This window comes from Pseudohongiella spirulinae (assembly GCF_001444425.1).
Lineage (GTDB): Bacteria > Pseudomonadota > Gammaproteobacteria > Pseudomonadales > Pseudohongiellaceae > Pseudohongiella > Pseudohongiella spirulinae.
Genome location: NZ_CP013189.1, coordinates 470,757 through 485,092, shown reverse-complemented (window position 1 = coordinate 485,092; position 14,336 = coordinate 470,757). Strand labels below are relative to the sequence as shown.

General features: G+C 53.7%; 16 protein-coding genes. 1 reads left to right on the top strand and 15 read right to left on the bottom strand.

The window, feature by feature from the left end:
* The first annotated feature begins 102 nt into the window (after positions 1-102).
* The gene (locus PS2015_RS02385; RefSeq protein WP_058020662.1) at positions 103-396 is read left to right on the top strand and encodes a hypothetical protein; all 294 of its coding nucleotides are present in this window, start codon (positions 103-105) and stop codon (positions 394-396) included.
* Here PS2015_RS02385 and PS2015_RS02380 read toward each other — a convergent pair whose 3' ends face one another.
* The 15 genes from PS2015_RS02380 to PS2015_RS02310 all read right to left on the bottom strand — a co-directional run bounded on the left by PS2015_RS02380 (position 397) and on the right by PS2015_RS02310 (position 14,222).
* Positions 397-855, bottom strand: a complete 459-nt coding sequence (locus tag PS2015_RS02380; protein WP_058020661.1) for a hypothetical protein — start codon at positions 853-855, stop codon at positions 397-399.
* On the bottom strand, positions 845-1,675 hold the full coding sequence (locus PS2015_RS02375) for a PulJ/GspJ family protein (protein ID WP_058020660.1): 831 nt from the start codon (positions 1,673-1,675) through the stop codon (positions 845-847). Before PS2015_RS02375 ends, PS2015_RS02380 begins: the two co-directional genes overlap by 11 nt.
* 1 nt (position 1,676) lies before the next feature.
* Complete coding sequence (locus PS2015_RS02370; RefSeq protein ID WP_169792260.1) at positions 1,677-2,249, bottom strand: type IV pilus modification PilV family protein; 573 nt, start codon at positions 2,247-2,249, stop codon at positions 1,677-1,679.
* Entirely contained in the window at positions 2,242-2,793 is a 552-nt protein-coding gene (locus PS2015_RS02365; protein WP_058020658.1) for a prepilin-type N-terminal cleavage/methylation domain-containing protein, read from the bottom strand. The genes PS2015_RS02370 and PS2015_RS02365 overlap by 8 nt, the downstream gene beginning before the upstream one ends.
* A 107-nt stretch (positions 2,794-2,900) precedes the next feature.
* Positions 2,901-3,527, bottom strand: coding sequence for a type II secretion system protein (locus tag PS2015_RS15905; protein ID WP_058020657.1), 627 nt, complete (start codon positions 3,525-3,527; stop codon positions 2,901-2,903).
* Positions 3,528-3,713: 186 nt separating this feature from the next.
* Positions 3,714-4,292, bottom strand: coding sequence for a type II secretion system protein (locus PS2015_RS02355; RefSeq protein WP_058020656.1), 579 nt, complete (start codon positions 4,290-4,292; stop codon positions 3,714-3,716).
* A gap of 145 nt (positions 4,293-4,437) precedes the next feature.
* Positions 4,438-5,745 carry a type II secretion system F family protein gene (locus tag PS2015_RS02350; protein ID WP_058020655.1) on the bottom strand — a complete coding sequence of 436 codons (1,308 nt, stop codon included), beginning with the start codon at positions 5,743-5,745 and terminating at the stop codon, positions 4,438-4,440.
* The gene (locus tag PS2015_RS02345) at positions 5,745-7,583 is read right to left on the bottom strand and encodes a GspE/PulE family protein (RefSeq protein WP_082627912.1); all 1,839 of its coding nucleotides are present in this window, start codon (positions 7,581-7,583) and stop codon (positions 5,745-5,747) included. The genes PS2015_RS02350 and PS2015_RS02345 overlap by 1 nt, the downstream gene beginning before the upstream one ends.
* Position 7,584: 1 nt before the next feature.
* The gene (locus tag PS2015_RS02340; RefSeq protein ID WP_058020654.1) at positions 7,585-8,745 is read right to left on the bottom strand and encodes a tetratricopeptide repeat protein; all 1,161 of its coding nucleotides are present in this window, start codon (positions 8,743-8,745) and stop codon (positions 7,585-7,587) included.
* A 5-nt stretch (positions 8,746-8,750) separates the two neighbouring features.
* Positions 8,751-9,674 (bottom strand): ExeA family protein, encoded by a 924-nt coding sequence (locus tag PS2015_RS02335; protein ID WP_058020653.1) that lies wholly within the window; start codon positions 9,672-9,674, stop codon positions 8,751-8,753.
* A 20-nt stretch (positions 9,675-9,694) separates the two neighbouring features.
* Positions 9,695-11,581: a secretin GspD/PilQ domain-containing protein gene (locus PS2015_RS02330; protein WP_058020652.1), complete on the bottom strand. Its 1,887-nt coding sequence runs from the start codon at positions 11,579-11,581 to the stop codon at positions 9,695-9,697.
* Positions 11,578-11,955 carry a hypothetical protein gene (locus tag PS2015_RS02325; protein WP_156412634.1) on the bottom strand — a complete coding sequence of 126 codons (378 nt, stop codon included), beginning with the start codon at positions 11,953-11,955 and terminating at the stop codon, positions 11,578-11,580. Before PS2015_RS02325 ends, PS2015_RS02330 begins: the two co-directional genes overlap by 4 nt.
* Before the next feature lie 19 nt (positions 11,956-11,974).
* Positions 11,975-12,676 carry a type II secretion system protein GspM gene (locus PS2015_RS02320; protein ID WP_058020650.1) on the bottom strand — a complete coding sequence of 234 codons (702 nt, stop codon included), beginning with the start codon at positions 12,674-12,676 and terminating at the stop codon, positions 11,975-11,977.
* Positions 12,673-13,281, bottom strand: a complete 609-nt coding sequence (locus tag PS2015_RS02315) for a hypothetical protein (protein ID WP_058020649.1) — start codon at positions 13,279-13,281, stop codon at positions 12,673-12,675. The genes PS2015_RS02320 and PS2015_RS02315 overlap by 4 nt, the downstream gene beginning before the upstream one ends.
* The gene (locus tag PS2015_RS02310) at positions 13,281-14,222 is read right to left on the bottom strand and encodes a type IV pilus biogenesis protein PilM (protein ID WP_156412633.1); all 942 of its coding nucleotides are present in this window, start codon (positions 14,220-14,222) and stop codon (positions 13,281-13,283) included. The genes PS2015_RS02315 and PS2015_RS02310 overlap by 1 nt, the downstream gene beginning before the upstream one ends.
* Positions 14,223-14,336: the final 114 nt, after the last annotated feature.

The window sequence follows — 14,336 nt, the reverse complement described above, 5'->3', positions numbered from 1 at the left end:
CAATACTCGCGTCGTCGACACAGAATATCAGTCATACAAACACTCAGCCTGACTGAGTCACAAGTCGAAATAAAATCGTACGGATCACCCGGAGCTTGCCGCATGAACACTGAATACAAGATTGTGCAGTCAACCACGCCGCATTTCGCCAAACCCGCCCAACTCGCCAGGGTTTTGGCCGAGGAAGCCCAGGCCGGCTGGCAACTGGTCGAAAAATTCGACAACTTCAAAATTCGCCTGCAACGCGAAATCTCGCATCGCGAACAGGACAGTGGGCGCAGTATTGACCCGTACCGCTGCCATGTCGGTCCCAGCAACTGGATCACATACAGTGCTGCCGCGCTTGCCACCGCGGCCGTCGTGCTGGTAATACTGCGCGGCGTTGGCGCCATCTGATCAGTCATTGAAGCTGGTGCGGACACGAACTGTACGACTGACATCACCACAAATGCCCGTGCTGGTGATGGTGTAGTAGTTCACTCCATCGACAGTGGCGTCCGTCACGCAGGAAACCTCGGCGCTGCAGGCCGCCAGCCCGTCTGCCTCAAACTCGTAAACTCGAGGCGTTCCAACATTTTCCGGGCAGATAGCCGTGACGTTATATTGTGGAAATTCATCCGGCGGAAACAAGGCATTCATGGCAAACCCGGCGCCGGACTCTGCCGCATAAAAGGCGCGCGTCAGCTGAATCTCTTCCTGAAACTGCTCAGCATTCTGGGATACCAGCAATTGGATGGCCACTGAAATCGATACCATTAATGTGATCACAAATATGGCCGCGGGCAAGCCGATACCGCGCTGACGCCCGACAACCGGCGCCCGGCATGACTGTCTGTATTTCCTGTCAGGGAACATTTCGCATCAAGACCTCATGCTTTAAACGGACCTCATCACCCTGCTCCGTAAAGTTGAATTCCATGGACACAATGGCATTACGACGCAGGGTAGCCGGGATGATGTCATAAGCTGCCAGACTGGCATTATCGATACTCAGGCTGATCAGTTTCCGGTCAGGGGCCGTTGTCGGCAGGCAGGCCGGTGTCGACGGCGTGCATTGTGTGGACTGAAAGCCGTAGTTTTCATACCGGAACAGGCGATTTCCGACCAGGCAAAAACTCACCGGCTGCTCGGCCACGTAAATGCGGGCGACAGGCGATCGGCGCGAAAAACGATGCGATGCGTCCAGGCGAACAGTCACCTTGCCATCGGCACCACCGGTATCTTCAATCTCATCCACCAGCGAACGTGGGCCTGGCGAGCCGCCATCATACAGAGCCTGCGTATTGATCGGGTAGATGACAGCCTGTAATCCGGCGGGTGATGCAGCGGTTAAGACCGGATTGAAGTCAATAACTTCGAACTCGGTACCACCCGGTCCGGTAAAGGGCGGATCCACATAATTAGTGGCGCCGACAAAAGGGATAAATTCCAGGCACTGATCGCCAGCCGGCTGCGCTGCAGTAATGCGGATGCTATTGGGTACGGCATTATGCAACTCCATGGCCAGGCGATCGACCACCACCCGGCCGCTGGTGGCCAGCTTGTTGCGATTGCCGGACGTCGCAAAGCCCTCTACGGCATCGCCTATATAACCTATGATACCGACAGCCAGAATGGATGAGACCAGCAAGGTCGCGACAATTTCTATTATGGTAAAACCGCACTGCCGTTTCATCTCAGAAATTCGCCTTGTAAACACTGAACATCCAGCCACCAGGCTGCTCAACGTGGCTGACCGTAACAGTAATCAGTTTTGCATCCTGCTCATCGGTCAGATCATTTGGTGCTGTCGCAAGATCTTCCTCGATTTCACCAACCCCGAGTCGCAGATAACGGACTTCAACCCGCACCCTGAAATTCTCGTAGCCCAGCCGTTCATTACCCTCAGCATCCTGCAAAGGATCGGCCTGTCCGGCACCTTCATCCAGGCCATGATAATCGTCAACGTCGTCGAAATCAGCACGCCCCGTTTCACCGCCATCCGGCCCGAAATCAATCTCATCTGTGCAGTTGCTGCGGCAGGGTGGAATGCCTCGCGGTGCCGAGTTCTCGTCAAAGCGTCGGGACAGAATCTCGTCCAGGTAACTTTGCGCCAGGGCCACTGCGCGGGTTTCCAGCATGACATCGGAGCTGCGCGAGATGGCGCCGGAAATGGCCGCCGTGACACCGACCAGTGAAATCGCCAGAATGACAATCACCGCGATCAACTCAATCAGGGTAACACCCCGCTGCACGCGCCTATTACTCAATGCAGTCTCCCACATAGGCATAGCCTGCCGCCGACCAGCAGACCGACATGGCAGGATCATTATTGACGCACAAGCGTGCCCCACGTGTAATCCCGACCGGAAAACCGGCAGCGCCAGTGACCCCACCTTCCATTAGATCACCCAAGCTGTCATACCTCAATACAAATGGCGCCACTCCGGATACCACATCGGCGCCGGGCGTTACGCCACAGCCATCAAGCTCATTGACGTCGCCGCTGAAGGATACATTGCGTGAATCGAACTGAGCTGACTGCACCGGGCCTGTGCTGTCCTCGATATTGATGGAGAGTGTGTTGCCGGACGGCGTGATTGTCAGCTCAATGTCGTTGCGACCCAGGGCTTTTTGCTGGGCGGCGCGGGAAAGGGACACGATCTGGTCGCGAGCGATGATGGCATCATAAGTGTCGGAGCGAAGCAACCGGGATAATGTTACAGCAGCGATTATTCCAACCAGAACAATTACGATGACCAGCTCGACAAGGGAGAATCCCGCATTACTATATTTGGTTTCTCTTGACTGCACCAAGGCGTCTCCCGATTTTGCTGCGCTCTCATAGCAAAGGACCTCCCGCGACAATTGTCCTCGGGAGGTCCATTTCAATCATTCTACCTTAGACTAGCCGCCATACATTATGGCAACTGATAGGTGAACGCCGTTTCAGTCACCTCACCGGTGGTCAGGTTTAGCGTCAACAAGGGAATCTGGACTGCTGTTGCTGTTGCAGCTGGCGCGTCGGGGTACTGCCCGATGTAGTAATAGCGACACTCAGTTGCATCTTCATAGTCAGCAGCACCGACAGGAATAGTAACCGCAGCGACCTGCACACCAGCAGCGGCGCCGTCAACGGCAGTAGAAATTGCTGTGGCAGACGCAATATCTGCAAAAGCAACTGTCACAGATGCTGCCAGCGGGCGACCAGATTGCAGTACTCCGTTATAGATCTCGAGGCAAGAATCAGCATCCATGTCTGCACTGACTTCCAGCCCCACGGGATATCCATTCGAGTTCGCAAACAGCGTACCCAGACCAAACCCATCAACATCTTCTGTAACTGACTGACCCTGAGCTACCCAGGTTGCCCGGAACAGAGCCGCACCGGTAGTCAAACCACCTGCCAGACCATCCACGACAGCCTCATGGGCTTCATCAGTCACATCCAGGAAACGCGGCAGTGCGGTTGCAGCCAGAATACCCAGCAGCAGAATCACCACCACCAGTTCGATAATTGTAAAACCTTTTTGTTGCTTGGATTTCATTTGAACATTCACTTGTCTTACTCCTTTCTACAGTGGCTCACTCAGTTGGAGCCGTTAAATACAAACCGTTGATTGTGTCCTGCCTCTTTATTGTCGAGCCTTGGGACATATGCTATCAGCGCTGTATACGCAAGGATACGCATGTCAAGGCTAAGCGACCCCAAATCTTCCATTTTGTCCCGATTTTTACCCCTCCATATTCGGTATTTCCAGAGGTACCGCCTGCCATTCATATGGCACTACGGGCTCCAGAACAATGCCTTCCCAACGCTGGCTGGCATTCTGCACATTTCTGACCCGCAAACGAACGCTGTCTGCCGGCTGCCTGCCACCATTCTGGATCCAGTACAGGTTGCGGGCATCATTAGCCAGATACACCAGCTCCCCGCGACTGCTGTCAAAGTACCAGATGCGCCGGGGCAGCGTTGATTCATCAGGCCCGCCCAATACACCGACGTAGTTTCCCGGTGTGGTCAGCATCAGGTCCATGGGATTCATCCCGTCCAGCACGTCAGTCTGCTGAAACTCACCCGAGGCGATGGTGCGCATCATCTGCAGGTTGGTCGCCGCATTAATCTGGGCCAGAATCGCCAGGAAATTCGCTCGTTCGGCCTCGCCCGGAAAGTCCCGGTAACGGTTAAATGCCGCCGCAAACAAAATGGATGCCGTCAGTATATAAACCATCATCTCGAACATGGAAAAACCGCGCTGACGACGCGGGTAGCGCGGTGGACTTGCTTGCTTGCACCGTTCCAAGTTCGACATTAAGCGATATCCGGCAGTTGTCCGAAGTGGCTGCAGGTTAACAGCCCGAGACACAGTCTTCCATGGCAAGACGTCTTTATCAGCCCCCATTGAGCCGAAACCATCCCGAATTCGTCCCGAAATCTACCCATTTCTGAGGGGAACCTTAACGTGAAGCCGCCGAACTGAGGTCCCATATGGGCAGGAACACACCCAGGGCCAGAATCAGAACCATGCCGGCGATGATCATAATCAAAATAGGCTCAATCGCTTCACCGAGGCGCTTGAGCTCGTACTCGACCTCGGCATCGTAAAAATCCGCTACATCTTCCATCAATTGATCAATGGTGCCGCTTTCTTCACCAACCGCAATCATCTGCAAGACCAGATTAGAGAACATATCGGCGCTGACCGCCGTGTTGTACAGAGATTCGCCGCGTGATATGCCTTCCCGCATTTTCAGGATGCGTTTCGCCACAAAACGGTTGCCCACTGTACTGGCAACCACACCCATGCCATGCACAATGGGCACACCCGCCTTCATCACCATTGAAAAAGTACGTGCGAAGCGTGCCAGGGCAACTTTTTCAACAACACCCCCGGCCAGCGGAATGTGTATTTTTTTTTCGTCCCAGATCAGGCTCCCTGAATCGGAGGATTTCCAGGCTTTAAAACCGAAGAATAATGCAAGTGCCCCTCCGATTAAAAACTGCCACCACTGCACCACAAAATCAGAAACGCCTATCAGGATGCGAGTCTCCAGCGGCAGTTCGGCACCCAACCGGGCAAAAGTATCGGAAAAGGCGGGAATAACGAAGTAAGTGATGACTGCCAGTGCAACTGCAATGGTGATCATAACAAAGCTGGGATAACGTGTGGCGCTTTTCACCTGCTTTTTGGTGTTCTTCTCCAGCTCCAGGTAGCGCACAATCTGCTCAAAAGCCAGATCAAGGCGGCCGGTATTTTCACCTACATCGACCAGTGACAGGAACAGTCTGGAGAATATCTTGGGGTGATGCCCCATCGCTGTCGACAGATTCTGGCCTGACTCCAGGCTGTGCTGGATGTCAATCAATACCTTCTTGAAGCCCGGATTCTTGCTGGAGGCCTGCAGGCCCTTCAGCGCCCGATCCAGTGGCATACCGGCCTTGGTCAGACTCTGCATCTGGCGCGCAAATATGATTTTATCGTTGTCGGTTATCTTGCGCCTTTGTAGCGCCTCATTCAGGCTATCAAATGCGTCAGCATTCAGATCCAGGGATTTTTTCTTGCTCTTACCGCCGCTCTTGCGCATCGGTTCACCCGGCGCCCTGGGCTGGTTTTCTTTCACTTTACCTCGAGCAGCCTTGATATCAATCGGCGTAAAACCCCGCCCCAGCAGCTCGCTGGCAGCCGCATCAAGGTTCACAGCCTCCAGCCCGCCGGACACCATAGATCCCTGGCTATTGCGCGCCCTGTATTGAAAGTAAGCCATTATCTCTCAGTCTCGTCCCACGCCATGAGGTGAGATGCTTCAGTGTCCCCAGCCACATCCGGATCGATGATCGCATCAGCCTCATCACTAATGGATGGCCATGAGGGTGAATTCTGCAGCATCCAGTCTCCGCTCTCATCCAGTTGCTCGGCAACCTTATAGACTTCCTCAAGACTCGTCACGCCGGCAAAGGCATCCAACAGCGCACTGACCACCAGAGGCCGATAACCTTTACTTTGACGGGCTGCTTTTACGAAATCCGAGGAATTCGCGCGACGCAAGGCATCCGCCATCTCATCATTGAGCACCAGTAGCTCAAAGACCCCGACCCGCCCACGATAACCAGTATTGTTGCAACGGTGACAGCCGCTGGCCCGTTTAAGCTGGAACTCGTCCGGCGCCAGTTCTCCGAGCACATGCCGAATCCACTGTATCTCACGTTGCTCGGGCTGATGATCCACGCAGCAATTATCACAAAGCCTCCTGACCAGTCGCTGAGCCAGAACGGCGCGAATGGCTGTCGCCGCCAGAAACCCCTCAGCACCCATATCTACCAGACGCATGGCACTGGATACGGCGTCATTGGTATGCAGTGTTGACAGAACCATATGACCTGTCATGGCGGCACGCAATGCAATCTCAGCGGTTTCTTGATCCCGTATCTCACCCACCAGCAAGATATCAGGATCCTGGCGCAGACTGGCACGCAATACGCGGGCGAACGTCAGACCAATTTTGGGATTGATCTGTACCTGATTGACCCGGCTCAGGCGGTATTCCACCGGATCTTCCACTGTAATGATCTTTTTACCGATTTCGTTGAGTTCCTGCAGAGCTCCATACAAGGTAGTGGTTTTGCCCGATCCGGTCGGGCCGGTAACAAGAATAAGGCCATGTGGCATGTGGATCAGTTTTCGGAACTGTTCCACCATCTGTGGCGACATGCCCACTTCATCCAGCTCAACAGCCCCGTCGGTCTGATCCAGCAGGCGCATGACCACTGATTCACCATATTCGACGGGCATAGTAGACAGTCGCACGTCGATCTTTTTCTCTTTGACTTTCAGACTGAAACGACCATCCTGGGGTAACCGTTTTTCGGAAATATCAAGCCCCGACATTAATTTCAGGCGCAGTACCAGGGCTGGCGCAATGCGACGCTCTTTAACGATTTGTTCCTGTAGCACGCCATCGATCCGCTGGCGAATTCTAAGCACATGCTCGTCGGGTTCTATATGAATATCTGACGCACGGATCTGCACAGCGTCTTCAAAAAGTGACTGTAACAGTTTCACGACCGGTGCATCACTGTCGTCGGCAGCCGGCACCAGCGCGGCCAAATCGAACTGGCCGTCTGTCAGTTCTTCATCCAGTTCCTCGGCAAAACCGGCGATTTCATCTGTTCGCCTGTAAACCAGATCCAGTGTGGCCAGCAATTCGCTTTCCCGCACCACAGCCAGTTCTATGGGTTGCTGCAGTAACCGCTCCAGGGCATCAAAGGCATAAATATCGGTAGGGTCTGCCATTCCAACCAGCAACAGACCGTTTTTCTCAGACAGTGCGATCGCGCGGAAGCGTCTGGCGTGCGTTTCCGACAGGCGCTGAACAATAGCGTTGTCGAACTTGTAGCGACGCAGGTCAACGAAGGGGACATTGAGCTGTTCCGATAAAAAACCCAGAAAACGGTCTTCCTGAACAAACCCAAGGTTTATCAGAGTTCGCCCCAGACGCAAGCCGGTGGATTTTTGCTTTGCCAGCGCCTGCTGAAGCTGATCTTCAGTGATAACACCGTTTTTAACCAGCAAATCACCGATGCGAACTTTCTGTTTGATGGCCATATCAGTCTGGCCTCAGTGCCGCCAATCGCCGTTGGCTGTTCTGACGCAATCCGCTGCTGAGGCTGGCTTGCTGCAAGGCACGCTCATAAGCTACGACCGCGTCAGTAGTGCGCCCCTGAGATTCCAGCGCCACGGCCATGCCATACCACCAACGGCCCACCGTCTGATCTTGCTGCAGCAGTGTTCGATAGGACTGAGCTGCTCGTTCGAACTCCTGACCAGCCAACAAAGCCGTTGCCATAACATCATGGTATTCGGGGTCTGCAGCGGCTGACGGCGGAAACTCATCCAGTAGAAGAATTGCTTCCGCTGCACGGCCTTCATCAATCAACAGCCGCGCTTTGACTTTTTTGAAACCGGCATGATTGGGAGAAATCATCAGTCCCAGCTCTGTGGCCTGCATGGCGCGCACCGGCTCACCCTGTTGGATCAAAAGCTTGGCCAGCATTTCGCGAGATTGATGCGCTGAGGGATTGTTGTAAACAAACTGATCAAGCGTCTGCAAAGCCGTCAGTCGTTGACCATCCGCCCATTCGTTCAGCGCTTTTTGCACTTGTTGCCGGTCCTGTTCGGCCAGACTGAGCGGACGGGAATCCCTGACCAGGCTACTGGCGGACTGCACCGCAAGCTGCGTATCTGACTCGGGAGCAACGACAGCGGCTGTGTCATCTGGCACCGGCGCCAGTCGTGTTACTGCCGTTGGTTCAGAAACTGGATCTGGCAGTTGCTCTGCCTCAGCCCAGTCTCTTTCCTGCCAGCGATTAGCGTTTGCGGCCTGCAGTTGCTGATTCTGTTGCTCAAGCTGCTGCAATCGTTCTTCAAGGGCGCGCAGGGTTTCCTGCTCAGCATCCCGCCCGGAATTGGACTGCACTCCGGCAACTGGGTCCTGAGACTGAAGCGGCGCAGGCACTGACACACTGAAATCTGGCAGCGCACCCGCAGGCGCCTGAACAGATTCCTGCAAATACATGAGCACCAACACAACAGATCCTGAGAGCAATACAGCAAGCACCAGGAACTTGAGCTTGTTACCTGATTTCCGGTTTTTTGATTGTTGATGCTGCTCAGAAGCCGGGATCAGTTTGTCCGGACCAACACCGCCTCCCGGTGCATCGCGACGCCTGGCATCAAGGTCACGCAACATGTCATTTACAAGACTCATTTTCGTCAAGACCGCAGGTAGTAACTAAGAAGGTACAACGCAACTGCACCACCAATGAGAGCGAGACTGACAGTCGCCAGCCGCATCGATTGCGAGTCGCTTTTTACGTATTCAACGCCTTCCGTATCGTCTATGGCTTTTTGCATATGCAACCGGTCGACCATTCGATCACCCCGGCCGTAAGCAACCATCAACGCCTTGTGACACAGAATATTGATGATGCGGGGTATGCCCTGACTGACGGCAAAAAGATCATCCAGCGCTTTGGAGGAAAAAACATCCGGCCCATTATAACCGGCCTTGGCCATGCGATGAGAAACATAACGATGCACGCCGTCTCGATCCAGCGATTCCAGTTTGTAGGAAAAGGTGATGCGCTGCAGCAATTGCCGTAACGATTTTTCCCTGAGCATCTCGTCCAGCTCTGGCTGGGCAAACAGCACCACCTGAAACAGTTTGCTCTTTTCAGTTTCCAGATTAGTCAACAGACGCAGCGCTTCCAGGGTTTTCCTGGGCATGGCGTGAGCTTCGTCAATAAAAAGGATCACCTGACGGTCAGACAAAGCGTGTTCCATCAACACTTTGGATATTCGCTTCAGCAGACTGTGATGACCAATATCGGTATCGACCTCTATACCCAGCTCTTCAGCAAACGCCAGAAACAGCCCCTTGGGGCTGAGCACGGGATTGGCAATGTAGGCTGTTACGTAGCGCTCCGCATCATGTTCCAGCGCATTGAGCACCGTGCGGCACATCATGGTTTTACCGGTACCGACCTCACCGACCACCTTGATAAACCCTTCGCGATTGGCGATCGATACCATCAGCATATTGTATGCCTTATGGTAGCTGGCCATATTCAGAAAGTACTCCGTATTCGGTGTCAACGAAAACGGAAACTCTTTAAGTCCGAAGTGCTCAAGATACATAGTAGTGGCTGACCTTTGTGTCAACGTCCGTTAAACGGGTTGATGTCGCGACCCATGTCACGCAGCCGGTCGCTGCGCTCACGCAACAGTTGCTGCTCTGACTGGGCTCCGCCGATGACCGGCCGCAACAGGATGATGAACTCACTTTTCACTGTGCTGCGTCGACGCTGGTCAAAGGCAGCACCGACCACCGGTACATCATTCAGGCCCGGAATACCGGCAGAATTGTCCACACTGCGCTCGTAAGCCAAACCACCCAGAACCACAATTTTGCCATCCTGCGCCCGGATGACGCTATCGAGCTCCCTCACTGATGTGCGAGCCAGCGGCACTTGCTGACCATCCACAGACTTGTTCTGCTCTGAGACTGTTGTGATGGTCGGGTGTACGTGCAGGGTAATCGTCCCATCAGCACTTATCTGGGGGGTAATGTCCATGGAGATGCCCGAAAAAAACTGCTGCAGACTGCTATTCGAGTTCTCTGTCACAGACGACCCGGTGCTAATTACATTAGATCCCACACTGGTCTGGAAGAATTCCTGATCGCCGTCCTGAAAGACCGCTTTCTGATTATTAAGCACTTTCAGGCTGGGGCTGGACAACACCTGCGTAGTACCTCTGGACTCCAGCAGCCGGAACACAGCGTCAAAATCTGTAAAATTGGTAGCGATACTCAGTGGATTGGAAATACCGTCAATGCCGCTGGACTCTTCGCCAACACCGAATTGGCCCGTTATACGGTTATTGCCCCCGTCGGCTCCACCCGGTCCAAATGTGTCAAAATCAATCGCAGACTGAAAACCTTTGTTGAGGATGACTTCCAGAAACTGCACCTGAATGGTGACTTCGCGACTCAGAATATTTTGAGCTGTTTCAATGTAACTGGCAACGCGCTCCAGTTCCGCTGGCGCCGCCGTCACCATTATCAGACCTACTTGAGGCTGCACAACCACAGAGCGCCCACTTTCGTCCGATGTGGCACTGGCTCTTGGTGCGTTGTTAACCAGTCCTGAGAGCAAACCACTACCAGTATTATTGTTAGCCTGAGTACTCGAGGACGACGACCGTATACCGATCATGGTCTCCAGTGTTGCCTTGATATCACTCCAGAAGTCTGTCTCGGTCTGCGTGGTCACCTGACCACCACCTCCACCGCCGCCAACCGCGGAGCCACCCAGACCACCAATCCCTGACGTGCCAAGACCACCTATACCACCTATACCGCCAACACCGCTGACGCCACCAAATCCGCCACCAACACCTCCGAAGCCGCCACCGACACCGCCTATACCGCCGACGCCACCCACACCTCCGAAGCCGCCACCGGCACCACCCGAGCCACCGGACGATACCTGCACACTGGAGTTACCGGTGCGACTGACATTCAGGTAGTCCACCGTAAAGATGCGTGTCTGCAGTCCAGGCGGCTGAATCCGATAGGTATTACCCTGCCGGTTTATCTGATAGCCGTAAATATCACCCACGGCCTCCATAACTTCGGCAATGGTGACATTGGGCATATTCAGACTGATAGTGCCTTCAATACCGGAGCTCAAAGCGACGCCATATTCGGTCCCAGCCACCAGATTACTGAAAAAGTCCCTGGCGTTTTCTTCGTTCGCAACCACGTTGAATCGTTCACTGACCGGCACCAGCAAGTCATCGTCCATTGACAGACCAGGCAACAGCTCTCGCAATACCTCCGCATCAGGCGCGTCAACAATTGGTTGCTGGTAAGACGCCTCAGCATCCAAGAGCAAGGTCTCCATGCGATCTATGATTGCAACATCAGTCGCGCGTTCGACATCCGATGCAGCGCAGGATACCAACCCCAGACAGGCAAGAAACCATGACCGTCGGGCAGACTGCCTGATAATTGGACATTCTGTGAGGAACCTGAAAATCATTGTAAAGGCTCCCGAACAGGTCTTGAGAACGTCGTCAAAACAAACTCCTGATTCTGGGCGGCTAACACAACTTCTCCGCTTCTGATATCCACTACTCGTGCACCTTCTATTTCATCGCCAATGGTCAGCGTTGTATTGTTGATCACAACAACAGGCTGGCTGCCACCTGTTCTTATAAAGCTGACTACGTAATCGGTCCTGTTAAGGGTCAGACTGGCGCCGCCGACCTCTACCAGATCAGTCACCACAGACAGCGCGCCCGCCACAACCGGCGGCTGCGTCGGGTCACGAAACAATTCGCCATCTATCATCTGGGTACGCTGAGACTGCCCCAATGCTGTACCTGCGACGAAACTCAGCAACAATACTTGCATTGATGTCCGGCTCAGACGATTAAACACCAACAAACCCTTCCTCTGCACTCAAAGTATGCAATCTCAAGGTAACACGCGCATTGGGCCACTCAGTTTGCACAAAACTGATTTCGTCCCAGAAAAAACGCTCATTAAACGACTCAACGCTACGCAGATAATTAATCAAACTCAAAAAATCACCTTCCAGCTCCAAAGCCAGACTATGCTTATAAACCTGTAATTGATCAGCGTTTCTGTTTGCCGTTGTCGGCTCGTCTGACGCCGCCTCAGCCATCATGTCCTCATAGCTGCGCATGGGTTGAGGCATTTGATTTTCAACACGAACCAGCGTAAGACCCGCGCGTTGCTCCAGCATTGACGTCAGCAGCCGGGTCATGGATTGTGGTGTCACCAGGTTACCCGTCAGCTCTTCAATCTGGCGCTGGAGCACAGCCTGATCCCCAATCGCCCGCTCAATGCGCTGGCGAACCGCCCGATTGGGGTCTTCATTACCCGTCGTAATGGCAATCTGCTCACGTTGCTGCATGGCAGTCAGTCGCGCCTGTGCTGCTGTCAATTGTTGCTGTGCGCTTTGTACCGACGCAGAAAGCGGCTCAAACACCAAAATAAAATATAGCCAAAACACCACGCCGACGCAGATAACAGCCAATAACAACTTTTCAGCAGCAGAACGCTCATCAAAACGATTACTGAAATCCCTGAACTGAGTTTTGAGACTCATTGACCAGCCTCCAGAGTAAATTCGTACAATTCCTGTTCGCTCGACTCATCACGCGTGCTGATCAGTCGATTAAAGCGCCGTGTGCTCAACGCACTGCGACCATTACTCAACCGTCCCACATAGTCCGGCAGCATTGCCGGCTGTTGCACCGCACCAGCGATCGTGACCGAATCTGCGTTACCCCGTATGTTGATATTCCTGAGCCAAACACCCGTAAACGAGGCACGCGACAAATCCTTGAAGTGCTCTGAATAGCCAACCAGATTACCCAGCGTGGTACCCTGCATGAATTCGTATAGCTGTCTCGCCTGCGCCAGGCGCAACTCACGGGTTTCCATCTCGCGAACCAGCGCCTGATCAGTAGCTCTGGCCGCCACATCCCGCTCTAATTCTTCAGTCCGCACAGTTTGTACCCGCAGCGCTTCCTGCAAAAGCGCCAGTTCGGTCTGAGCCGACGAGCGTTGCCAGAATTGCACAGCGCTGATTAATGCCCCGGCAACCACAACGACAAGCAGAGCCTGCAGAGCCCTTGCGGCATTCACCAGGTCGCGACTGGGCTGCAGCTCTGGCAAATAAAGATTGACCTGCTGAGTGACATTTGCCATCAGCCCTGCCCCCCGGCATCGCCCGCACGCAGTGCCGCACCAATCACCATCATACCCGCGCCCCTGGTCTCTGCATTAATAAATTCCGGCGCATCCACGTCGTTGTAAAAATCCAGCACACCAACCGGGGAACCCAGCGCATCAGCCATACTGTTCATCATGGATTCGGTGTCCTGGGCGCGCGGGGCAATCATGATCTGAGCGACCGGACTTTGTCCCATCTGGCTTTCCAGGTAATCCAGTGACCGCTGCACCTCAAGTGCCAAGCGATCTCTTAACATGTCCCAATCAGATTCCAGCAGCGCATCCGGCCCCACTGGAGTATTGATCTTGCGCGTCAAGTACAACTGGCCATTACGAGTGACATTCATCACGCTGCCGCTCTGCTTGAGGGAAATAAACGCAAGACCATTGCTATCATCGCCAAACTGAGATGTGATATTACGCATAGCCATCTCTGGAACATCTATACTACCGAGTGTTAATCCAGAGCGATCAACCATATCAATCACCTGTTCCAGTCGACTGCGATCGGAGACCACGGCATAAACCATCTGTTTGCGCCCCTGAAACGCATCGTCAGGCAAGGGAAACACATCAATGGCGGCATTTTCGACTGGCATGTCCAGCAAATCCTTGATTTTCCATTTGATTGCAGCAGCCATTTCTTCTGCAGGCACCTGCGGCGCATCTACAAGGTAAATGCTGTAATCTGACGGCGACAGCAAAAAATTGGTACCAGCCCCTTCCAGGCCGCATTCATCAACCAAATCAGCTAAAACGTCGCGCGCAGCCTTGCCTTCAAACTCACGCCGCACGCATTGCTCAAGAAAGATGTCGTCACGACGACGGGTGACATGGGCCAGAGAGACTCGTGTGTCGTTGACAGATAACCCGACCAGGCCTTCCACACGCTTTTTTCGCCCGAACCATTGCAACACTCACCACACTCCAAATCTGTCATCTGTCATGACGCAACAAGGCCCGGTCCTGCGACCTTTCAACTGCATCGAATTATAAAGATTAACAACCAGGATTCCATAGTAAATCCGATA